Here is a 24,022-nt window from a genome sequence, read left to right as displayed (position 1 = left end):
GCTTTCGTCAAAGGGCCGGCAATCCACTACCTGGCAGCGCTCACCCAAGGAATCCCTGACATGGTGCGACTGTCGTGTCTCGAGAACATCATCCGAATCGATGTCCCCGAAGGGGAATTCCGGATCCAGCTCAGCCCGTTGCCGACAGGCAGGACCCGCCTGACCTTCCGTGCGGCCTTCCGGGCACAGCAGCCCTCGAACGGTACCTGGTGGTCGAGCTGGGATTGCGACGTCAGCACCACCTCCGTAAGCGACGTGCTGGTGAGCGACGTCAGGGAACAACGCAGCAAGTTCGCTCGCACCCTGGCCGATGCTTGCCTCACCGAGAAGTAAGCCTTCCGAGGGTTCACGAAAGCGATGCTGAACCGCCGGAACGGGCGGTAGGCGGTAGGCGGTAGGCGGTAGGCGGTAGGCGGTAGGCGGTAGGCGGTAGAGAAAGTTCTACACATCGCAGGCTTCACGAGGTTTCTGGAGATCACCACCGCCTCAACCGATCATGGCTCGCTTGATCCCGCCGATGGATTCTTCCCCGCGGCTCCCAGCGTCATCTGCTGGGAGCCGCCTTCCCTGCCGAATTGCCCGCCTACGGACCGAGGGCGGGCAACAAGTGTTCGCAGTTGTCCACGACCAGGACGGTCTGCTGTGAGCGCCCGGCGAAGCCGGAGCGATCAAGCGTATCCACGAGGGCCTGCCACGGCGACCCACCTGAAAGATCGGTATCGACCACCGAGCACACGGCATTCGCTGATTGTCGATGCAAACCTACAGCGGCGCAGCACATTTTCCCCGCAGCGCTCGGATTCGATCGGGGCGGTTTCGGTCCGTGATCGCAGCGAGTTCTCAGTCGAACAAGTCGGTGATCGTCTCGATGGTGATCGCTCGCCCGAGCCAGGTGGTGAGTTGGACGTGGTCCGTGCAGGCAGTGATCCGGTCGCGGGCTTCGGCGGGCACAGCGATACGGCGCTGGGCCAGAACGTCGAGAATTGCTTCGGCCTTGCCCTCTGCCTTGCCCTCTGCCTTGCCCTCTGCTTTGCCCTGGGCTGCGCCCTCGGCACGCAGTCGCTGCGAGGTCTCCGAGCGAAAGAACGACAGGTCCACGGCCATCAGCTGCCTCCAGATGTTTGCGGCCGGGCTGTCGCCCAGACCGAGTTCGGTGAGTTCGGCGAAGATGCGGCGGTCTTCTTCGTCGAGTGTCCGCAATGCGGCGGCCAGCGGCTCCATTATGGCACCGATGGCGGAGTCGTTGACGTGGGTGATTGCCGAGAGGGTTGCCAGTGGGACGTCTTTGGTGGCGGTGTCGAGGTCTGTCACGGCAGGCACATTGTGCGGGCCGAAGACCAGTGGGTGCACCGTGAGGCTTGTCCATAGCGGTGGCCCGATGGTGAACGGACCGGTCGCCCAAGCGGCGGTATCGGCGTCCTCGCAGATGATCAGCAGGACGGGTTCGATGTTGTACTTGGCGTAGAGGTGTGCCAGGTAGTAGGCCCACGAGCCGCGCTTGGACTTGTCGTGTCGGCGTTGCGCCTCGACGAGCAAGAGAATGACATCTTCCTGGGTTTCGATGCGCAGTAGCGTGTCGACGCGGCGTTCCAGGGGACCGATCTCCGTGAGGTCGGTGGGTAGCAGGGACACGTCGACGGGGTCGGGGAACGGTAGGCCCAGGTCGCGGATTGTGCGTGCGAAGACCCCGGGATCCTTCCGCAGCAGATGATGCATCGCTTCGTGCTGGGAGCTGACCATGAGCACGAAGGTAGGTGCGGCAATCGAAGCCGTGTTCGAATTGTCGCCAATGCGTCGGGACTCGCCGAGGCGAGCGCACGACACGCTGCTGATCCCGGGCGATCTGGATCGCCGTCCAGGAACCGAGTGTCTCACTCGAGACGAAAGTCATTCTACCACAATGGATTTGACCAGATTGGAATTGCCCATTCGATCGGCCGACGACTGGAACGGTATCTCATGATGCGATAGTTTCGGGCACTGCACGCGCCGGTTATAAACCGCCGTCCGGCAGGCCGTCGGCGAAAACGGGTGAGCCGGGTAGGTAGTCCCCCGAGAGCAGACGTTTGATGATCTTGCCGGTCTCGCCGCGTGGGAGGGACTCGAGGAAGGTGACGTCTCGGGGGACCGAGAATCTGCTGAGGCGGTTGCGGATGTAGGTGCGGATCATTTCCGAATCCAGGCCCGAGTCTTCGCGTTTGACGACGTAGGCGGCCAGGCGCTGGCCGAATTCTCGATCGGGCACGCCGACCACGGCTACGTCGGTGATCTGCGGCAGGTAGGACAGCGCCTCCTCGACCGGGCGTGGGAAGACGTTCTCGCCGCCGGAGATGATCATCTCGTCGCCGCGCCCGGCGATGAACAACCGGCCCGCGGCATCGAGGTAGCCGAGATCGCCGGTGTCCAGGAGACCGTCGGCCTCCTCGGGCGGCGCGTAGTTCACGTATCCGTCGAACAGCATGCGGTTGCCGACGAAGATGCGGCCGGTCGCGCCGATCGGCACCGGACGCCGTTCACCGTCCAGCACAGCGATTCTCGTACCCAACGGCGGGCGGCCCGCGCTGGTCGGCGAGATGCGCAGATCCTCGGGAGTGGCGATCGTCGCCCAGGAGACCTCGGTGGATCCGTAGACGTTGTAGAGGATCTCACCGAACACCTCGGCGAAGTGCAGCACCGTCGCCGCGGTCAGCGGCGCACCGCAACTGGCGACCACCCGCAGGCTCGACGTGTCGTACCGGGCGCGTTCGGCCGGCGGCAGATCCAGGATGCGCTGCACCATTGTCGGCACGAGAATCAGTGTGCTGGCACGGTTCTCGGCGACCAGGCGCAGGCATTCGCGGGCGTCGAACTCCTGCTGCAGCACCACCGTCGCACGCAGTGCGGTACTCAGCTGCAGTGCGGCCAGACCCCAGGTGTGGAACAGCGGCGCGGGAATCACCATGGATTCGTTCATCTGCCACGGAATCCGGGACAGCAGTGCGGCCACGGTGCCGAAGCCCTTCGGATGCGGCCGCCGCGCCCCTTTGGGCGCACCGCTCGTGCCGGAGGTCAGCACGATCAACCGCCCGGGACTCTGCGGACGACGGAATTCGTTGTGCCCGAGCGCGATCAGCTCCTCGATCGTGGTGCGCGACGGATCGGCCGGTGCCCGATCCGGTTCGGCCGCACCGTAATCGGTGCGATAACGGTGCACGTCGGAGTTCAGGTAGCGGATCAGCGGATCCAGGCAGTCGTCCACGAACAGCGTGGTCAGCCGGTGCCGCTGCACGGTCTCCTCCAGCTGCCTGGGCGACAGGCCCGCATTGAGCAGCACCACGTCGACGCCGAGTTTCCCTGCGGCGACCATGGTTTCGACCGCACCGGCGTGATTGCGGGCCAGCAGTCCCACCGCGTCGCGGGAGGTCAGCCCGAGCTTGGCGGACATCGCACCCGCCAGCGCCTGGGTTCGTTCGTGGATCTCGGTGAAGCTGCGTACACCGTCGCGATCCACGATCGCCGCGCCGTCCGGCTCGCGGGCCGCCGCGGCGGCGTACCCGCCGCCCAGGGTGAACCCCCAGGTCGCCAGCGAACCGATCTGCCGCGCACCGTGATCGAGCCGATACGTGCGCACCACACCGGAGGAGACCATCTGCCGGATCACCGCCGCGCGGAACGACAGCGCCGAATCCTGGCCGTTGACCACGATCGAGGTCGAGGACCCGTGCGCCAGCTGCACCAGCCGGCCCAGCCCGTCGTGGGTCCAGGCTTCGAGCTGTTCGTTGTCCAGCGCGGCGACCGCGGGATGAATGCGGCCGGGCGCGAAATAGGTCACCGTCACCCGCACGTCGTCCTCGCGCTGACGCAGCCGCACCGCGACGAAGCTGCCCACGGCCGCGCAGCGCAGCTCGAACCGCCGACCGCGGCCGCCGTCGAGCAGTCCGATCGTCAGGGTGCGCACCTCGGTGCGCGGGCCACCGACGCGCACCCGCCACTGCGGCAGACCCCCGATCGCCTCCACGGGATCGCAGGCGCCGATTCCGGCGAACAGTCGTGCATAGGTGGCGGGTTCGGTGAGCAGCTGCCAGACTGTGTCCCTGGCGACCGGCATATCCGCGGTCACCTCCACGATATCGGTGACCAAGGTCGTACTCCTCGTTCCAGGCGTGCAGACCCATGTTGCCGAATATTCACCTCCGCATCGAGGTATCGCCGCCGCCTTCGGAGATTTCACAGCACTCGCCGGGCACTGTCCGAGTCGTTCACAGTGGCGAAGATGCGGACATCTCCACCGCGCGTGGCCGATTGTGGTCCGGGACAATCGGTTCGGTCCCGGATTGGCGGAAACCCCAAGGGGTGCACGGAAACCTTGTTCCGTCGCGGACGGGCTCCTAGCGTCGCTGCCATCGTGTCCGGCAATGGGAGGCGTCGCGTGCATCATCCGACCGGGTTTCGCCGCGCGCACCGAGTTCGCCTCGTTGCGGTGTGCGCGGCGGCGGTGTTGGCGGGTGGCCACGGGGTGGCGGTGGCCCCCGCCGACGCCGCCCCCGCGACGGCCGCCTCGGCGCATGCCCGGCCCGGACCCGACGGATCACATCTGCTCACCGCCGTGGCCGGACGCGGACGAGTGGTGGAGCTGACCGTCCACTCCGCCGCCATGCGCCGTCCGATCTCGGTGGAAGTGCTTCCCCCACCGGACATCTCCCGTCGCGCGCCGGTGCTGTACCTGCTCAACGGCATCGACGGGGGCGGCAGTCCGAGCGGCTGGAGCGGGGGCGGCAACTGGCTCACCCGCACCGATGCGGCGCGGTTCTTCGCGGACAAACAAGTCACGGTCGTGATGCCGGTCGGCGGGGCGGGCAGTTTCTTCGCCGATTGGCGCGCCGACGATCCCGTGCACGGTCGTCAGCGCTGGACCACCTTCCTCACCCGCGAACTGCCGCCGATCATCGATTCGGCGTTCGGCGGGACGGGGGCGAATGCGATCGCGGGCCTGTCGATGGCGGGCGTGTCGGTGTTCCAGCTGGCCCTGGCCGATCCGGAACTGTATCGCGGCGTGGGGTCGTTCAGCGGCTGTGTGCGCACCAGCGATCCGCTCGGGCAGCTCATGGTCGACACGATCGTCACCGCGACCGGGGGCGACAGCCGGAACATGTGGGGCCCGCCCACCGATCCGGCCTGGCGGGCCAACGATCCGTATCTGCACGCCGAGCGGCTGCGCGGACTGGCGCTGTACGTCGCGTCCGGGAACGGGCTGCCCGGACCGCTGGACACCCTGGACGGTCCGGGAATCGGGCACGATCCGATGAAGCTCGGCGATCAACTCCTGGTCGGCGGCATCCTGGACGCACTGGCCGGACGATGCACGCAGGAGTTGCGAGATCGGTTACGGCAGTTGAACATTCCCGCGAAGGTCGTGCTCCGCCCGGACGGCACCCACTCGTGGGGCTACTGGCAGCAGGATCTGCACAACGCGTGGGCGACGCTCAGCGCGGCGCTGGATCGGTGAGACCGGCCTCGGTCCCGTCGTGCCGCGGCGGTTCGGGCAGCAGCAGCGTCACCCCGGCCAGCCCGGCGGCGACCACAGCGATCGCGGCGAACATCGCGATACTCCCGCCGAGCGTGTGCGCGCGGAAGAACACCGTGCTCAGCACCGCCAGACCGACCGCGTTGCCGATCTGTTCGAGGGTGGGCAGCAGACCCGAGGTCTCCCCCATCTGCCCCTGATCCAGACCCGCGAGCATCACCGGCTGCAACTGCAGTCCGAACACCCCGACGCCCAAGCCCGAGACGAAAACCGGAACCACCGTCAGCGCCACGCTGATCGCACCGTCGGTCAGCACCAGGTACACCGCGGCCACCGCCATACATCCGGCGTACAGGGCGATGCCGGCGGCCAGTGAACGAACGCCGAAGCGCCGCACCAGCAGTGGCGCCGCGAGGGCGCCCGCGCCCGCACCCAGCGCGAACACGGTCATCGCGATCCCGGTACGCAGCGCCGAGAAGTGCAGTTCGTCCTGCAACGTGATGGAGGCGGCGAAGACGAATGCGGTGAACATACCGAAGAATCCGGTCACCAGGATCGAGCCGACGGCGAAGCCACGGTTGGCGAACAGGTCCGGGCGCATCAGCGGCCCGCGCCCGCGGCGGATCAGAACACGTTGGTACACAAGGAATCCCGCACCCAGCGCGATGGCCGCCAGCACGATGCCCACCGACAGCGCCCGCCACCCGTGCGCCTGGACGTCGGCCAGCGCGTACAGCAGCGCGAGCAGACTCGCGGCGGACAACACCACACCGCCCAGATCCAAACGCGCACCGTCGGATTCGGCTCCGACGTGCAGAAAACGCGCCGCGAGCACGAAGGCCACGATACCCAGCGGCAGATTGATCAGGAACACCCAGTGCCAGCCCAGGCCCCACAGATTCAGCGTCAGCAGAATCCCGCCCAGAATGGGTCCGACCATGCCCGCCCCGCCCGCGGCCAGCCCGTACAGCGCGAACACCTGCGGATGCCGGCTGCGCGGAAAACTCGCCGCCAGGATCGCCAGGGTCTGCGCGGCCATCGCGCCTCCGGCGATCCCCTGCACGATCCGGGCGATCACCAATTCGGTTGCTCCGGTGGACATTCCGCACCAGATCGAGGCCGCCGTGAACGCCACCACGGCCACCAGGAACACCCTGCGACGCCCCCACAGCGCGCCCAGGCGCGCCGCGGTCAGCAATGTGCAGGCGAATGCGAGCGAATATCCCGAGATCACCAGCAGCTGAGCCGAGGACGAGGCGGCCAGATCCCGGGTGATGTCCGGCAGCGCGGTGTTCACGATGGTCACATCGATCATCTGCATGAACACCGAGATCAGGCAGGCGCCGAAGGTCAGCCAGGCGGCCAGTTCCCCGCGCGCGGCTGCTGTGGAATTGCGAACACCGATTCCGGCCACTTCTGCGCACCTCGATCACTGGTTGCCCCGACGAATCCGCTGGAGCGTATCGACGTCGCCACCACCGTCGCGCCCACACCGGGGAAGACCTTGGCACCCCACAAAAGAGCGGGCCCGCTACTGTGAACCCGCATCGAATCCACCCGTCCACCGGCCGCGATGCGCGGTCGTCTTCGCTAGTGTGTTCCTGGTCGAGTGGTTCCCCGTTTCGGACGAATGACGAGCATTGTGAAACCCCTGCGCACGATTGTGATCATCGCGTTGGCCGGATGTCTGCTGACGACACCGAATCTCGGCGTCGCTTCGGCCGCGCCCGCCGACGCGGGCCCCAGCGGTCCGCAGCAGTGGATCGACAACACCGTTCCCGCACCGAATCTTCCGGCCGCGCCGTCGCCGCCCGAGGCCCGGCTGTCGCCGCAGCAGGCGGCGCTGTGGCGGGCCATCCAGTCCCCGCCGGCCGGTGATCCGATCTTCGATTCCTGGCCCGCCGACCTGACCGGGCTACGTCCGGGCGACATCATCTCCGCACGCGATGTGACCGCGACCTCGGCCCTGCTCGCGGCGGTGCCCATCCAGCGTGCGTTGCTGCTGAAGTTCCGTACCACCGACGGCAACGGCAAGCCCTCGTTCGGCACCGCCACCCTGGTGGTCCCGGCTGCGGCCTGGACCGGTTCCGGTGGCCGTCCGGTGGTGGTGAACGCGCTGCCGATCAACTCCCTCGGACTGCGCTGCACGCCGAGTTATGCGATGGCGCACGGCCTGCACTCGAAATTCAGTGTCGGAGACCTGATTCCGCCGACGACGTGGTGGGGCCTGTCCCACGGTTACGCGGTGCTGATCCCCGATCACGAGGGACCGCGGATGGCGTACGCGGATCCGAACGTGGCCGGGCACATCGTGCTGGACGCCATTCGCGCCGTGCGCGCGAAGGACCCGAATCAGTTCTCCCGCAGTCGATTCGCGATCGGCGGCTACTCCGGTGGGGCGATCGCCTCGTATGCCGCGGCGATGTTGCAGCACGAGTACGCGCCGGATCTGGACGGGGTGCTGGCGGGCGCCACCACCGGTGGTCTGGTCACCGACTACCGGAACATCGCGCACAAGTTCAACGGCAATATGGCCTCCGGAATCCTCATGGTGGTGGCGTTGGCCGCCGCGCGGGAACATCCAGAATTGCTGCAATATCTCAACAAGCTGGGCCAGTGGGTCGCGACCTCGCCGGTGAAGGACACCTGCGGGGACAGCAACGGGCCGCTCGGGGTGACCGGCGTCCCGATCCAGATCGCCACCACCATCGCCGATCCGCTGAGCAGTCCACTGGCGCAACAGATCTTCGCCACATGGGATCTGCGCGAACACACCTCCGGCGCACCGCTGTACATCTATCACGCGATGTGGGACATCTGGATTCCGGAGCAGGATTCGAAGAATCTGTTCGCGAACCAGTGCGCGCGCGGTGTGCGGACGGTGACCCGCACGGTGCCCGGTGAACATGCGATCGGCATGTTCGCCGGATTCATCGGCGCGACCCAGTGGCTCGACGAGCGGCTGCAGGGCCGTCCGGCCCCGAGCGACTGCCCGGCCACTCCGACGACCCACGCCCCGTCGACGACACCGGCTAGGTAGCCAACTCCAGCACGGCCTGCGGATCCCACGGCATCGGCCCGACCGGGAAGCCGAGCCGCACCAGCCGGTGCGGCTCGGCCGCCTCGAAGTGCGCCACCGCCGGGGGCAGGAATCCGCCGATCACCTTGTCCGCCAGCATGTTCAGATGCGTCAGGCGCGGACGCAGCCGCACCTGACGACAGCGGATGCGCCCGGCCGGAACGTCGATACTCGCGCACTGTTCGATCCGCGCGGACAACGGCAGGTGGACCGAGTAGGCCAGCCACAGATCCACCGATTCCTCCACGCCCTCGGTGAAGTCCAGGCCGCGCAACAGGACCAGCCCGCCCAGCAGCGGCATCACATTCGCCGGGAACGGTGTGATCATCCCGCCGAACTGGAGATGCTCCACACCCAGGAACCGGCCTTCCTCACGGGAGACCACGACTCCGCCGGATCGCGATTCGGCACGGTAACTTTCGGCGTGCAGACCCTCCTGCACCCGGCGGAATCGCTGATGCACCGTCATCTCGAAGTCGCCGACGCTCGCACGGGCCTCGACCAGGGAGGCGTAGCCGTCCGGTTCGCGGGTGATCACGCCGGTCAGATCGAGTCGGCCGGGCCGTCCCTCGACCAGGACGGTGTAGACGGTCCGCTCGCCGTCGGGTATGCCGGGGTCACGAAAGACCGTGTGCACCTTGAACTCCTGTCGGATGAACGGTCGACGAGTCACACTCGGGCGACATCTCCGGCGACCTCGGCGAATACCGCGGCCATCGCGGTGATGTAGCGGTCCACCGACTCGTGCGCGACGGGCGTATCCGGATAGATGACGCTCAACGTGGTGTGCTCGGGAAAACGGTTGATCCACATCAGCACCTCCTCCGAGGCCGCCCGGTTCGCGTACACCCCGCAGTCGGCCATGTCGAAGTACTCACTGCCGGACAACTCGCGGGTGTCGACGTAGGAGATCATCGGATGTCCCGAGCCGGGTCCGGCCTTGATCTCCGGATCGGACTGCAGCAGGTGCAGCACCCGGTGCAGCGCGGTGGGCGCGAGCAGCAGCCCGTCGTCGTAGGCGCGCTGCGCCATCGGCACCATGCGGGTGAACGGGGTCTTCGCGCCGATCGGGAAGGCCACCGGCACCAGGTTCACGTACCAGCCCACCGACGCGCGTTCGGCCGCCGAGACGCGAGTGCTGATCGGCGTCATGCCGAAGTAGTAATCGCTGCCGGTCAATTCGCGTTCGGCCAGCGCCGCCGCCGCGAAGATGCCACCGGCGAATTCGGCCCCCTGCTCGCCGCAGACGCGGTCGAACCGTTCGGCCGCGGCCGCGTCCAGCAGCGTGACGGTGCGGTGCGCGCTGCGGTTGTAGCCGTCCAGGCGTTTGCCCAGATCCAGTGGGAAGGAAGGCAATCGACCGTCGTTGCCGCGCAACAGCTGTGCCCACCGACGCACGCCCGGCGAAGTAAGGGTCAGCTGTTCGGTGTAGGCACGCTCGCGGGCGCAGTAGTCCAGATGGCTGGCCGGTTCGGTGAGCATGCCGGTGTCCTGCCACACCTGCGCGACGTACAGCATCGCCAGTTCGAATCCGGCGATGTACTGGCCGAATCCGTCGGTGTGCAGATGGTCCGCGGCCAGGTACACGGTGGTGGATTCGGTACGTTCGATGGCGCCGAAGGTGAAGCAGTCCCAGTTGAACGGTCCCGGGGTGGTCTTCTCGACGTGGTCGCGGATACTTTCCGCGTCGTACATCTCGCCGTGGTCGACCGGGACGAATTCGATCGCCTCGGCGGGCACCAGATGCCGCCGGACCGTCCCGCCCGGCCCGAGAGCGAACCAGGTGCGAAAACTGTCGTGCCGCAACAGGAATGCGTTCACCACCCGGGTCATCGCCTCGCGATCGAGGTCCCCGGCGGGGATCTCGGCGGTCACCACGCACAGGCCCGAATACCGGAAACCCGCCTCGCGGTGCCGGTCCGCCAGGCGCAGATACTCCTCCTGCTGATGTGCGGGCGGGACGGGATGTTCCGGGGCGCGGGCGGCCCGCTCGAGTGCCTGCGACGAGGCCACCCAGCTGGTGAGGCGGCCGGGGGCCGGTTCCCACTCATCGATCAGACCGAAACCGACCACGACATGTCCTCACTTCCCGGTGCGCGCCGACGCACGGCCCACCTCGCGGATGCTCGGTCGGGCCGTGCGCGGCACGCGGTCTGGTTGGGTTGATCCACTCGCCGGAGCCGTTACGCCCCGGCCTCGGAATTCGCCAGGACCAGCGGCGAATCCACGGCTGCGCCACCGTTCGCGGCGCCGTTGGCCACCGCCTGCTCGGAGGCAGCGACGACCGGAACGGGTTGCGGCGCTTCGGTTTCCGATGTCGAGGTCGCCGAGGCCAGAATCAGCTCGGCCACCTTGGGCCCGGCCTGTTCCAGGCTGAACGAGCGGCCCATCTGCAGGGACATCAGATCGATGCCGAGCGTCTTGGTCACCCGCGCGCCCAGTTCCACCGCCATCAGCGAATCCAGGCCCAGTTCCGGCACCGGGACGGTCATATCGATCGACTCCACCGGAACGCCCATCACCACCGCGAGTTCCTCGGCCATCTTGCGGGCGATGAACGGTCCGCGTTTGACCTCCTCCATCTCCGCCAGTTCATCGCGCAGCTGGGCCAGCTCCGAGGTGTCCTTGGCCGAGGCCTGCGCCAGCGCGGTGGTGCGCCCGGTCCGGGCCAGCTGCGGGAACGTGCCGGTGAGCTTGGCCCAGTCGGTCGGGATGATGGCCGCCCGCGTCGCGCCCAGGCGCAGGGTCTGCTCCAGATAGGCGGTGGCGTCGGCCATATCGATGGCGCCGAAGCCGACCAGATCGAGATATTTCACCGCGGTCTCGTCGGCGGCCATACCGCCGGTCGCGCCGGACAGGTGGCCCCAGCCCACGCACAGCGCCCGCTCGCCCGCGCGGGACCACTGCTCGGCCAGCGATTCCACCGCGACATTGGCCGCGCAGTAGTTGTACTGACCGTAGATCCCGTACATCGAACCGCCGGAGGAGCACAGCACGAACATGTCCAGGGTGATGCCGGCGTCCGCGATCGCCTGGTGCAACACCCGCGCGCCGTGCACCTTGGGCCGGTACACCCGGTCGAGCTGATCGTGTTCCATCAGCGCGATGCGGTTGTCGGCCACCGCGCCTGCCGCGTGGAACGCCCCGCGCAGCGGATGTTCGGCGGTATGCGCGCGGGTCACCATCGCCGCGACGGCCTCGCTGTCGGTGACGTCGAGCTTTTCCTCGAGCACCTCCACCCCGATGGTGCGCCAGGCTGCGAGCTGCCGTCGCGCGTCCTCGGTGCTCGCACCGCTGCGTCCGGCCAGCACCAGCCGCCGCGCACCGCGCATGACCAGCCAGCGGCCGATGGCCATCCCGAATCCGCCGAAGCCTCCGGTGACCAGATAGGTCGCGGCACTGTCGATGTCGAGTTCGGGCAGATACGAGCGGACCGGCGGTTCGGGATCGTCGATGCGCAGAGCGATCCGGGTGGTGCGGGTCGAGCGGATGGTCTCCTCGAATGCCTTGGCCACATCGCGGGTGTCGAACATGGTGTACTCCAGCGGCTGGTACACCCCTTCCAGCACCCGCTGGTAGACCCGTTGCAGCAGGGCGGTCAGACGTTCGGGACGCACCGCGACCAGCCGGTCCAGATCCATCGAGAAGTAGGCGACGTTCTTGTCGAAGTTGCTCATCTCGAGCAGTCCGCCGGTGTAGATGTCCGCCTTGCCGACCTCGACGATCCGCCCGAATTCGGCCACGGCGTTGAAGTTCTGCCGCAGGATCTCCCCGGGAGCGCTGCTGAGCACCACGTCCGCACCGGCGCCGCCGGTAATGGCGAGGACGTCGTCGACGAAGTTCAGCGAGCGTGAATTCACCGCGTAGTCCGCGCCCAGGGTCAGGATGTGCGCGCGCCGCTCATCGGTGCCGGCAGTGCCGATGATGCGGGCCCCACGCGCCTTGGCGACCTGGATGGCGGCGGTGCCGACGCCGCCGGCCGCACCGTGGATCAGCACCGTCTCCCCCGGCTCGAGCCGCGCGAGATCGTGCAATGCGTATTCGGCGGTGCCGAAAGCGATTGTGCTGGTGCAATATCCGGGATCGGTGTCCGCGGGCAGCGGGATGGTCAGCGACCGGTCGGCGAGGGCGAAGCGGCGCATCATGCCCTTGGCCGCGATCGCGACCAGATCGCCGACGGCCAGATCGGTGACGCCCTCGCCGAGCCGGGTGATCTCCCCGACGCCCTCCATCCCCGGCACGGTGCCGAAGTAGGTCGGCGCGAGTTCGCGTTCGCCGAGCAGACCGATGACCTTCAGCGGATCCTTGTAGTTCAGGCCGATCACCTGCATGCGGACCTCGACCTGATCCGGACCCGGTGCCGGGCGCGGACATTCGCGCCAGGCCAGTGCGGACAGCACCCGGGTGCGTGGCAGCTCCAGGGTGAAGTTGGCCTCCGGATCGGTCAGCGGACGATCGGTGTCCAGCTCCTCGAGTCGCTCGGGCAGCGGTTTGGTCACCACCGGCGCCCAGCGCACCCCCTCGCGCAACAGCACCTCGTCGGTGTTGTCCAGCGAGAACGCCCCGGGCACAGCCAGTTCCGCGACCAGATCGGCGATCGGGCCGCCGGGTTCGGTGTCGATCAGCCGCCAGCGCAGCGCGGTCTGCTCGTTCAGCAGCACCCGTCGCGCACCGGCGAGGGCGGCCTGCGTGGAGTCCGGTGTGGCCGGGGTGTCCGGCAGGGCGAAGGCGCGTTCGGTCACCAGGGTGACGTGGCAGGCGCCGTCGCCGAAGACCGACTGCGGTGTGCCGTCCGCGGACTCCGGATTCGCGAATTCGTGTACGGCCACGGTGATTCGCTTGAGGGTCCACAGCTGTGCGACATCGTCCTGCGGGTCGGGTCCGGCGACCAGGACCACGTGCAGCCGCCGGGTGCCCTCGTCCCGTCCGGCCTGCAGGAGTTCGGTGAGTTCGGGCTCCAGCTCGGTGCCGGGCGAATCCACCTGGTACAGCCGCGATCCCGGGATCGCCTCGGCCAGTTCGGTTGCCCGGGCGCTCTTTCCGAGCGCGATGATCAGGGTTGTGGCGGATCCGGCGTCGGCCAGTGCGGCCGGGTCGATCGGATCACGCTGTTCCATGGTGTCGGCATAGTAGAAATCGACCATCCTGTGCAGCGGGTCGTCCCCGGGACGCAGTGCGCCGATCTGCAGACCGGTCAGGCGCATCACCAGATTCTGGTCGGCGTCCAGCAGATCCACGTCGGCGCGCAGCCGCGCCTTCGGGTCGCGGCGGGCCACCACGGTGATCCGCTCGGGCAGCGGCGCGAGCAGCCGCACCGCGTTCACCCCGACCGGGACCATCGTGCCCTCGTTGATCCGCTCGTCGGCGAACAGCAGCGCCGCGCTCTGCATGGCCGCGTCCACCACCGCGGGATGGGCCAGATGCCCCGAGCCCTCGGCGATCGAGCCGTCCACGGTCGCCACCACGACGTCCTCGCCGACCCGCACGTCGATCACGCGCCGGAAGGCCGGGCCGTACTGCAGACCCGCGGCATCCAGGGCGGAGTAGAACATCTCCGGATCGACGTCGACCCCGACCTCGATGCCGGGCACGCGGGTGAAGGTCTGTTCGTGGCTGCCGGTCAGCAGGCGACCGTGCGCGTGCACGGTCCACGCCTGTCCGGTCGCGCCGCGCGAGCGGATCAGGAACCGCCCGCTGGCCTCCTCCACGCTCAACGCCACCAGCGGAACGTCCGGTGCGCCCATGATCAGCGTTGCGACGAACCGGACCTGTTCCAGGCCGACGCGTTTCACGCCCAGTCGGCTGGCCGCGGCACTGAGCGCGGCGTCCAGGTAGGCCGCGCCGGGCATGATCTTCACCCCGTTGACGACGTGATCGGCCAGCCACGGCAGCAGTTCGCCGCCGACCTGCAGCAGCCAGTCCGGGCGGCCCTCCAGATCCGGATCGCCGAGCATGGCGTACCCGTCGGGGGTGCCCAGGCGCGCCTGTTCGAAAAGCGGTAGCGCCGAATGCAATCGGGTGCGCTGCCAGGGGTAGCGCGGCAGCGGCAGATGGGGTGTGGCCGGTCGGTCCGCGGGGAACAGCGTGTCCAGCGCGAGCACCCCGGCGGCGTACAGGCCGATCAGAGTTCGCCGGATGCTCTCCGAATCCGGTTGCGTGCGATCGAGTGTCGGCACGGTGGTGCCGTTGACGTCCGCGCCCAGCAGCGTCTCGCGAATGTTGCCCGAGAGCACCGGATGCGGGCCGACCTCGAGGAATACCCGGCTGTCCGCGGTGATCAGCGCCGCGATCGCGTCCCGGAACAGCACCGGTCGGCGCACGTTGGCGCACCAGTACTCCGCATCCCAGTCGTCCTCGGTGACGCGTGCGCCGGTGACGGTGGAGTACAGCGGCACGATCGGCGACCGCGGTGCCAGAGCGGCCAGTTCGGTGCGCAACTCGTCCAGGATCGGATCCATCAGCTGGCTGTGGTACGGCACCTCCACTCGCAGGCGACGCGCGAAAACGCCTTCCTCGGTGAGCTTCTCGGCGATCTCGTCGAGCCGTTCCACATCACCGGACAGGGTCAGCGAACTCGCGCTGTTGATCGCCGCGATGTCCACTCGCGCGTCGTCGCCGACCAGTTCGCGAGCCTGCTCGGGGTTCAGGCCCACCGCGAGCATGCCGCCCGTTCCCGCGGTGGTCGCCTGCAACCGGGCGCGGTGATACGCCACCCGGACGGCCTCGGGCAGGGTCAGCATCCCGGTGATGTACGCCGCGGACACCTCGCCGACGCTGTGGCCCACCACCGCGGCGGGCGTGATGCCGTACTCGGCGAGTTCGCGCACCAGCGCCACCTGGATCAGGAAGTTCGCGGGCTGGGCCACCTCGGTGCGGGTGACCCGCGATTCCTCCTCGGGCCGCTGCAGTTCCTCGATGATCGACCAGCCGGACAACGCCCGGAACTCCTCGTCGATCCGCTGTGCGGTCTCGGCGAAAACTCCACCGGCGGCGAGCAGTTCGCGACCCATCCGCCAATGCTGCGGGCCCATGCCGGAGAACACGAAGACCGGTTCGGCCACCCGCGACAGGATCGTGCGCGCCGCGTCGCGGCCCTCGCCCCCGGCGAACTGGCGCAGCTGGGAGATCAGCTCGGTGGTGTCGCCGTCGACCAGCACACCGGTGCGATAAGGGTGATGGGCCAGCCGGGTCCAGGCCGCCTCGGCCAGATGAGCCGAATCCGCGCCCGCGGCAAGCAGATCCGCGAATCGGCCCGCCTGCGCGCGGGCCGCTGCGGTGCCGCGCGCGGAGATGGGCAGGATACCGAAGTGCTCGTGCGCTCGGGCCGTGCTCGCGACCGGTTCGCGGTACTCCTGCAGGATCGCGTGCGCGTTGGTGCCGCCGTAGCCGAATCCGTTGACCGCGATGGTCATCGGCGCACCGCCGGGTGCGAGCGGCTCGGGCTCGAGCTGGACGCTCAGGCCCAGTTCCTCGAAGGGGATGTCCGGATTGGGCTTGTCCAGCCAGCCCTGCGGCGGAATCGTGCGGTGCGCGATCGCCAGCGCCGCCTTGATCACACTCGCCACGCCGGCCGCGGCCTCGGTATGCCCGATCGTCGATTTCACCGAACCCACGCCGAGCGTTCCGCTGCGTCCGGCAGGTGCGCCGAAAACCCTTCCCAGCGCCCGCAATTCGACCGGATCGCCGACCAGGGTGCCGGTGCCGTGCGCCTCGACGTAGGTGATCTCGTCCGGGCGCAGACCCGCGCGCGTGCACACCTGGCGCGCCAGGGACTCCTGGGATTCGGCGCTGGGCACGGTGATCGCGGTGGTGCGACCGTCCTGGTTCGCACCGGTGGCCTTGACCACCGAATAGATCCGGTCGCCGTCGCGGACCGCGTCCTCGAGCCGTTTGAGCACCACCATGCCGGCGCCCTCGCCGCGGCCGTACCCGTCGGCGGAGGCATCGAAGGATTTGCAGCGGCCGTCGGTGGCCAGGAATCCGCCCTTGCACATCAGCACGAACGTCTCGGGCTGCAGCATGACGTTGACGCCACCGGCCAGCGCGACTTCGCAGTCGCCGTTGTCCAGCGCCTGGCAGGCCAGATGGAAGGCCACCAGCGAGGACGAGCAGGCGGTGTCGACCGTCAGCGCGGGCCCGGTCAGGTTGAGCGCGTAGGCGATTCGGTTGGACAGCATCGTGTAGGAGGCGCTGGCGGGAGTGTGCATATCGGTGTGGAACAGCGCCGGGCCGACCACGCCGATGACCGACTGGTCCACCACGAATCCGCCGACGTAGACCCCGACCGGTGCACCGGTCGCGCGCCCGGCCACGCCCGCGTCGTCCAGGGCCTCCCAGCTCACCTCGAGCAGCAGCCGCTGCTGCGGGTCGAGCACCGTCGCCTCGCGCGGGGAGATGCCGAAGAAATCCGGATCGAATTCCCACGGATCGATCGTCATGAACGCGCCGCGTTTGGTGTAGGCGCGACCCGGCGTGCGCGGTTCGGGATCGTAGTATCGTCGGTAATCCCAGCGGTCGGCCGGAATCTCCACCACTCCGTCCCGTTTGTCGACCACGAAATCCCAGAACGTGTCGGGCGAGTCGATGCCGCCCGCGAATCGACAACCGATACCGACAATTGCAATATCAGACACGCAGTTTTCCTCCCGAGCTCGGGATATGTCATCGCCGTCCGATTCGGCGATCCGTGTAATTCAGCACCCCGCACAGTTGACAGGCCCGGCTCAGTGTATCGACGCATAACGAGACGAACAGTCCCGCGGAAACATTTTGTGCCGTCCTCGGACGCACCCTGCCCGCGACTGTGACATCGCCCAGGACTCGCTGGTGAACGGCATGGCGATCCAACCAAAGGCGTATCGCGCGATTGGAGTAGGCCACAATACGACACTCGGTATCGTTCACAATATCGACCGCGTGTCATTGTGTCGTCTCAGAATACCCGACCTATCACCGATGAATTCACACATGCGTGGATAGGATCCCCTCGGCGTTCGGCGTGCATACCGGCCGCCACGTATATACCGATATTCGACGCGGCAGGGAGGCGGCCATTGTTCGCCGATTTCACACGCTGGGCGGACATGGTCGTTCGGCGGCGGTTCACGGTGATCGTGGTACTGCTGGCCGGACTGATGGCACTGGGCGTCTACGGAATGGATCTGCACGATCGGCTCAGCGCCGACGGCTGGGACGATCCCGGTTCGCAGTCCATCCGCGAGGCTCGCATCAAGGATGAGACGTTCGGGCGCAACCACATTGCCGACGTGCTCGTGCTCTACCACGCACCGCCCGGACGCACCATCGACGATCCGGCGTTCTCGCGGACCGTGGTGAACAGCCTGAACGAACTGCCGCAACGCTTTCCGGAACAGATCGCCAAGGTCAACGGAACCTATTGGCGCACTTCGACGGGGCTGTCGCTGCCGGATGTCTTCGGCTCCGCGGATCGCCGACATGCCTTCGCCTCCATCGCGATCCGTGGCAACGACAACACCGAGGTGATGCGCAATTATCGGCGCGTCGCGGGGGCTTTCACCATTGCGGGCATCGATATGGAGGTCGCGGGCGGGCAACCGGTCGCCGGAGCGCTCAACGACACCATGGCGCACGATCAGATGCGGATGGAACTGTTCGCCATCCCCGCGGTCGCGGTGCTGCTGTTCTTCGTCTTCGGCGGCATCGTCGCAGCCGCCCTGCCGCTGATCGCCGGCGGGCTCACGGTGATCGGGGCATGGGGGGTGATCCGGGCGATCACCACCGTCACGGACGTGAATTCCTTCGTCTCCCCGGTGGTTTCGATGATCGGGCTGGGACTGGCGATCGATTACGGACTGTTCGTCGTGAGCCGGTTCCGCGAGGAACTCGCCGACGGGCACGAGGTTCCGGCGGCGGTGCGGCGCACGGTGGCCAACGCCGGGCGCACGGTGGTGTCCTCGGCGATGATCGTGGTGGCCGCGTCGGCGGCGATTCTGCTGTTCCCGCAAGGCTTCCTGCGTTCGTTCGCCTACGGCGCGATGATCACCGTCACACTGGCCGCGCTCACCGCGGTCACCCTGCTGCCCGCGATGCTCGCGGTGTTGGGCCGCCGGATCGATCGGTTCGGGTTCCGCCGGTTCCAGCGCACCCGCGGCACCGCCGAGGATCCGGAGAACCGCTGGGGACGGCTGGCCGGCTGGGTGATGAAACGACCACTGGCCGTGGGGATTCCGATCGTCGCCATCCTGGTGCTGCTGATCGCCCCGGTGCGCGACATCGCGTTCGGCGGTATCACCGAACGATTCCTGCCGCCGGACAACCAGACCCGCCTCGCCCAGCAGCATTTCGACCGGATATTCCCGCTGCGGCAGACCGGGCCGATCTCGCTGATCCTGATCACCAACGACACCGCGGCCGTCCCGGGCGTACTCGAAACCGCCAATCGTGCACCGGGTCTGGTCGCGTCGTTCCCGAACCCGGTGCAGGGCCCGTCGAATCCGAGCATCTTCACCACCGACACCGTCCTGGTGGATTGGCACAACCCCGACCCGACCATCGACTACCTGCGCTCGATGCCGTTGCCCAGGGGCACAACGATTCTGGTGGGCGGCACACCCGCCGAACAACGCGACAGCGTCGACGCGCTGCTACATCGCCTGCCCTGGATGATCGCTCTGGTCTTCCTCCTGACCACCGCGCTGATGTTCGCCGCCTTCGGCTCGATCGTGCTGCCGCTGCAGGCCGGGGCGCTCAATCTGCTCGGCCTCGGATCCACCCTGGGCATCCTGACCTGGATCTTCGTCGACGGACACGGCTCGCGCGCAATGAATTTCACGCCGCAGCCGATCATGGCGCTGGTCCTGGTGCTGATCGTCTCGGTGATCTACGGGCTGTCCACCGATTACGAGATATTCCTGCTCGCCCGCATCGTCGAGGCGCGCCGGGCGGGTGCGTCCACCACCGACGCGGTCCGCTCCGGCATCGCGCACACCGGCCGGATCATCACCGCCGCGGCGCTGATCCTGCTGGTCGTCACCGGCGCGTTCGCACTCTCGGATCTGGTCATGATGCAGTACATCGCGTACGGTATGGTGGCGGCATTGTTCATCGACGCGACCATCCTGCGCATGTTGCTGGTCCCGGCGACGATGCGGCTGTTCGGCGAGATCTCCTGGTGGGCCCCGCGTCTGCGGGCTCGCGAGCGCCGCCGATCTGCCACCGAACCCGCACCGGCCGAACCGAACACCGAGACCGCCCCCGAGGTCGTACCCTCCACCGCACCCTGATCGGTCGCGACCCGCCCCCGGAGATCACCAGCGGGGCACGCGATGCCCGTACTCTGCTGGGACGATCACCGGGAGGATGGGATGTCCGAGGAGAGCGCACCGGCCGGACGCCGGCGCGATTCGGCCGCGACGCGCGCGGCACTGCTGAGCGCGGCGCAGGAGTTGTTCGCCGAGCGTGGATTCGAGCGTGCCACGGTGCGCGATATCGCCGCGCGCGCCGGGGTGAACCAGGCGCTGCTGTTCCGCTACTTCGGCACCAAGGACGAACTGTTCCGCGCCTCGATCACCGATCGCGGCCGCCGGGTGCTCGCCGAAGGACCCGACGACGCGCTGCTGGGCCGCATGCTCGAGCGCATGCTGCAACCGGGCGGTACTGCCACGCAAGGTTATTGGCTGCAGGCCGCACTGCGTTCGAGCGGACACGACGAGGGCACCGCCGCGATCCGCGCGCAGCTGGGCCAGGAGTACGTGCGCGCGTTGTCCACTCTCACCGACGAACCCGATGCGGACCTGCGCGCGGATCTGCTGCTGGCATGGTTGCTGGGCATCGGGTTGATGCGGTCGGTGCACCAGCGCGATCCGCTGGCCGGGGCCGATCCGGACGCGGTTGCCGGTCATGTGCTGCGGGCCGCGCGCGTGCTGCTGGAGCGCATGGATGTGAATTTCCCACCGCGCTAACGACATTCATCCGTTGACGTGCTCCGGGGACCACCCTACGATGCTTTTGTAAGCAACCGCTTACATCGCTTGCACGCCGTGAGCGGCGTGGGGGAAGGGAGTTCACATGAGCGTCGACTCGCCGGTACGCGACTACCCCTTCGGTGATCCGGTCCGACTCGAGATCCATCCACTCTTCGAGCAGTTGCGCCGTGACGAGCCGATCAGCCGTGTCCACCTGCCCTACGGCGGTGACGGCTGGCTGGTCACCCGATACGAGGACGTCAAATTCGTGCTGGCCGACCCGCGGTTCAGCCGCGCGGTGACCGTGGACCGCGAGGACGTCCCGCGCGCGGTTCCTCAACCGACCCGCGGCAATTCGCTGCTGAGCATGGACCCGCCCCAGCACAGCCGCCTGCGCAAACTCGTCGCCAAGGCGTTCACCAGCCGCCGGGTGGATCTGCTGCGCCCGCGCGCCCAGCAGATCGTCGATCAGCGCCTGGACGAGATCGAGCGACTCGGCGCACCCGCGGATCTGGTGGCGAATCTCGCTCTGCCGCTTCCGGTTACGGTCATCTGCGAGATGCTCGGCGTGCCGCCGGAAGATCAGCACCGGTTCCGCGACTTCTCCGACGCGATCCTGTCCACCACCGCCTACACCGCCGACCAGATCACCGCGGCCCGCGCCGAACTCGAGGGATACCTGGCCGAGGTGGTCGCCGCCCGCCGGGCCACACCGGACACCGGCGACGATCTGCTGGGCGCGCTGGTCGCCGCCCGCGACAACGACGACCGGCTCACCGAGGCGGAACTGGTCCAGCTCGGCATCACCCTGCTGATCGCCGGTCACGAGACCACCGCCAACCAGATCGCCAACTTCGCCTATCTGCTGCTGTCCACGCCCGGCCAGTGGGAGGCGCTGCGCGCGGATCCGGATCTGGTACCCGACGCGGTCGAGGAACTGCTGCGGTATGTGCAGCTCGGTTCCGGCGGCGCGTTCGCCCGGGTGGCCACCGAGGACGTCGAGGTGGGCGGCACCACCGTGCGCGCCGGCGAGGCGGTCTTCGTCAACACTCAGTCCGCCAATCGCGACGAGTCGGTCTTCCACGACCCGGCCGAGCTCGATCTGACCCGTCAGCACAATCCGCACATCGCCTTCGGCCACGGCGTGCACCACTGCCTCGGCGCCCAGCTGGCGCGGGTCGAGCTGCAGGTCGCGCTCGGCTCGCTGCTGAACCGGTTCCCGCGGCTGCGGCTGGCCGTCCCGGCCGAGGAGGTCCCGTGGAAGACCGGTCTGCTGGTGCGCGGACCCGTCGCACTGCCGGTGATCTGGTAGGGGCGCGCCGATGAGTGATCAGTGGCGGATCTCCGTCGAGCGCGAGACCTGCATCGGGTCGGGTATGTGCACCGGCACGGCCGCGGCGCACTTCACCCTCGTCGACGGATATTCGAGTCCGGTGGCCGAATTGGCGGATCCGGACGAGAGCATCATCGACGCCGCGGAATCCTGTCCGGTCGAGGCGATTCTGGTGCGCGCGGCCGATTCCGGGGAGATCCTCGCACCCGAACAGTGAGCCGTCGCCGGGTCGCCCGCCTGAGTGGTCGGGTGACCCGGCGCACATCGGCGAGGTCTCGCTCCGCTGTGCGAATCCTGTGAGGGAGCGTGCTTTTCGCGATCGTGCGGCAAGATCGAATCATGGAGGAATGTCGTAACGATCGTGCCCCGGACCCGTCGACCGGAGACGTGCGGGCGCAGGGGCGCGGGGGTGGACGTGGAATACTGGCCCGGGCGGGGGCACGATGAGCCAGACCGGCGATCCCGACCACACCGGCGGGTCGCACCCCGCCCAAGAGCCGAACACCAGCGACATACCGGTCGCCGCTAACACGGGGATCGGTGAGGACGAACAGAACACCGTGACCGAATCCACCCCCGGCGAACCCACCGACGCCACCCCGCCCACCGGTAAGGACAGCCGCCCCGGAACACCACCGGCCGCATCCGACGCATCCGAGAACACCTCCGCCGCATCCGGCGCTGCTTCCGAAGACGCTGCCGCACAAGACGATACGGACAAAACGTCCGATACCGGCACGGGTCGTCCCGCTGCCGACGCCGACTCGGAGGCCGCCACAGCCGCGATCCCGAACACCGCCGAGGCCGCCACGACCGCGATCCCGGCCGCCACACCCGGACCCACCACCGATGCGCCGACCACGGTCCTGCCGTCGTCCACGCCCATCCCGCCGCCCACCAAGGTCGGCGCGGCGGCGCCCGGCACCTCGGTACCCGGTCCCGGACGCGCGACGTGGCTCCTGATCGGCGCAGCGGTCGCGATCGTCGTGATCGCCGTCGGCGCGGTGTTCCTCGGCCGCTCCGCCACCGACCACGGCGGAAGTGGTGGCAGCGGCAGCGAGAAGACCACGCCCGCGGTCCCGGCCGCGGCGATCAGCGTTCCGGACACCGCGAATCCGATCAATCCGAGCGTCCCGATCACCGTTTCGGCGTCCGGCGGGCGCCTGACCTCGGTCAGCGCCACCACCCCGGACGGCAAACCGCTCGCCGGCACCCTGTCCCCCGACGGGCTGACCTGGACCAACACCGATTCGCTGGCCTTCTCCAGCGCCTACGCCATCACCGCCGACGCGGTGAACTCCGCTGGTGCGCACACCAAGCAGAACTTCACCGTCAACACGATCTCCACCGACAACGTCAGCACGGCCTACGCGAACGTCGTGCCCGCGCCGGATGTGGTCGCCGACACCGGAATCGGCGTGGGACAGCCGATGGTGTTCCAGTTCACCAAGCCGGTGACCAACAAGGCCGAGGTGCAGAAGCATCTGCACGTCAGCGTCACCCCGGCACAGCCCGGCGCGTGGTACTGGGTCGACGACAAGGACGTGCACTACCGCGGCCCGAACTACTGGCTGCCGGGCACCAAGATCCACATCGAGGCCGATGTGGTGGGCCTGGACCTCGGCAACGGCGTACTGGGCGCGGAGAACAACAGCGCGGACTACACCGTGCACGACTCCTGGGTCGCCAAGGCCGACGGCAGCACCGATCAGCTGACCATCTTCCAGAACGGCAAGCAGGTCAACCAGATGCCGATGAGCCTGGGCTCGCCCGGCTTCCCCTCGCACGAGGGCCCGCACGTCATCTCCGACAAGCAGCCCTCGATCGTGATGGACTCGTGCACCTACGGCACCTGCGCCGGTCAGCCCGGGTATTACAAGGAGACCGTGGCGCTGGACGAGCGGATATCCAATGACGGTGAATTCGTGCACTCCGCGCCGTGGTCGGTCGGGCAGCAGGGCAGCAGCAATGTCTCGCATGGCTGTGTGAACCTCGCCCCCGACAACGCCCAGTGGTTCTACAACCACTTCGGCATCGGCGATGTCGTGGAGATCACCAATTCGGGTGGTCCCACCCTGCCGGTGTGGGACACCTACGGCGACTGGGAGGTCCCGTGGCAGACCTGGCAGGCCGGTAACGCCAACAGTTAGCGGGGCCGACCC

14 protein-coding genes are annotated in these 24,022 nt (G+C 68.0%); 8 read left to right on the top strand and 6 right to left on the bottom strand.

Annotated elements, in window-relative coordinates; genetic code table 11:
• Positions 1-60: 60 nt before the first annotated feature.
• Positions 61-333: a hypothetical protein gene (locus K7711_RS09270; protein ID WP_222966956.1), complete on the top strand. Its 273-nt coding sequence runs from the start codon at positions 61-63 to the stop codon at positions 331-333.
• A gap of 507 nt (positions 334-840) precedes the next feature.
• On the opposite strand, the gene K7711_RS09265 is transcribed toward K7711_RS09270, so the two are convergent.
• The gene (locus K7711_RS09265; protein WP_235746978.1) at positions 841-1,740 is read right to left on the bottom strand and encodes an RpnC/YadD family protein; all 900 of its coding nucleotides are present in this window, start codon (positions 1,738-1,740) and stop codon (positions 841-843) included.
• 253 nt (positions 1,741-1,993) lie between these two features.
• On the bottom strand, positions 1,994-4,087 hold the full coding sequence (locus K7711_RS09260; protein ID WP_222969173.1) for an AMP-binding protein: 2,094 nt from the start codon (positions 4,085-4,087) through the stop codon (positions 1,994-1,996).
• A gap of 321 nt (positions 4,088-4,408) precedes the next feature.
• Here K7711_RS09260 and K7711_RS09255 point away from each other — a divergent pair, with 321 nt between their 5' ends.
• Positions 4,409-5,485, top strand: coding sequence for an alpha/beta hydrolase (locus K7711_RS09255; RefSeq protein ID WP_308014598.1), 1,077 nt, complete (start codon positions 4,409-4,411; stop codon positions 5,483-5,485).
• Here K7711_RS09255 and K7711_RS09250 read toward each other — a convergent pair.
• Positions 5,463-6,917 (bottom strand): MFS transporter, encoded by a 1,455-nt coding sequence (locus tag K7711_RS09250; RefSeq protein WP_308014597.1) that lies wholly within the window; start codon positions 6,915-6,917, stop codon positions 5,463-5,465. The two genes, K7711_RS09255 and K7711_RS09250, sit on opposite strands and share 23 nt — an antisense overlap.
• A gap of 216 nt (positions 6,918-7,133) precedes the next feature.
• Here K7711_RS09250 and K7711_RS09245 point away from each other — a divergent pair, with 216 nt between their 5' ends.
• Positions 7,134-8,543 carry a lipase family protein gene (locus K7711_RS09245; protein ID WP_222966952.1) on the top strand — a complete coding sequence of 470 codons (1,410 nt, stop codon included), beginning with the start codon at positions 7,134-7,136 and terminating at the stop codon, positions 8,541-8,543.
• Here K7711_RS09245 and K7711_RS09240 read toward each other — a convergent pair.
• From K7711_RS09240 to K7711_RS09230, 3 genes are all read right to left on the bottom strand, one after another.
• The gene (locus K7711_RS09240) at positions 8,536-9,219 is read right to left on the bottom strand and encodes a hypothetical protein (RefSeq protein ID WP_222966950.1); all 684 of its coding nucleotides are present in this window, start codon (positions 9,217-9,219) and stop codon (positions 8,536-8,538) included. The genes K7711_RS09245 and K7711_RS09240 overlap by 8 nt on opposite strands.
• Positions 9,220-9,251: 32 nt before the next feature.
• A complete protein-coding gene (locus K7711_RS09235; protein WP_222966948.1) occupies positions 9,252-10,655 on the bottom strand; it encodes a condensation domain-containing protein in 1,404 nt (467 codons plus the stop codon).
• Positions 10,656-10,765: 110 nt separating this feature from the next.
• Positions 10,766-17,215, bottom strand: a complete 6,450-nt coding sequence (locus tag K7711_RS09230) for a type I polyketide synthase (protein WP_222966946.1) — start codon at positions 17,213-17,215, stop codon at positions 10,766-10,768.
• 450 nt (positions 17,216-17,665) lie between these two features.
• Here K7711_RS09230 and K7711_RS09225 point away from each other — a divergent pair, with 450 nt between their 5' ends.
• From K7711_RS09225 to K7711_RS47445, 5 genes are all read left to right on the top strand, one after another.
• Positions 17,666-19,846, top strand: coding sequence for an MMPL family transporter (locus tag K7711_RS09225; RefSeq protein WP_235746977.1), 2,181 nt, complete (start codon positions 17,666-17,668; stop codon positions 19,844-19,846).
• Positions 19,847-19,927: 81 nt separating this feature from the next.
• On the top strand, positions 19,928-20,524 hold the full coding sequence (locus tag K7711_RS09220) for a TetR/AcrR family transcriptional regulator (protein ID WP_222966942.1): 597 nt from the start codon (positions 19,928-19,930) through the stop codon (positions 20,522-20,524).
• Positions 20,525-20,630: 106 nt separating this feature from the next.
• A complete protein-coding gene (locus K7711_RS09215; RefSeq protein WP_222966940.1) occupies positions 20,631-21,839 on the top strand; it encodes a cytochrome P450 in 1,209 nt (402 codons plus the stop codon).
• A gap of 10 nt (positions 21,840-21,849) precedes the next feature.
• A complete protein-coding gene (locus K7711_RS09210; RefSeq protein WP_222966938.1) occupies positions 21,850-22,077 on the top strand; it encodes a ferredoxin in 228 nt (75 codons plus the stop codon).
• A 742-nt stretch (positions 22,078-22,819) separates the two neighbouring features.
• Positions 22,820-24,010, top strand: a complete 1,191-nt coding sequence (locus K7711_RS47445) for a L,D-transpeptidase (protein ID WP_372460127.1) — start codon at positions 22,820-22,822, stop codon at positions 24,008-24,010.
• Positions 24,011-24,022 lie beyond the last annotated feature (12 nt).

Origin of the sequence: Nocardia coffeae, from assembly GCF_019890715.1 — a bacterium.
Classification (GTDB): domain Bacteria; phylum Actinomycetota; class Actinomycetes; order Mycobacteriales; family Mycobacteriaceae; genus Nocardia; species Nocardia jiangxiensis.
This window is presented reverse-complemented; position numbering and strand designations above follow the sequence as displayed.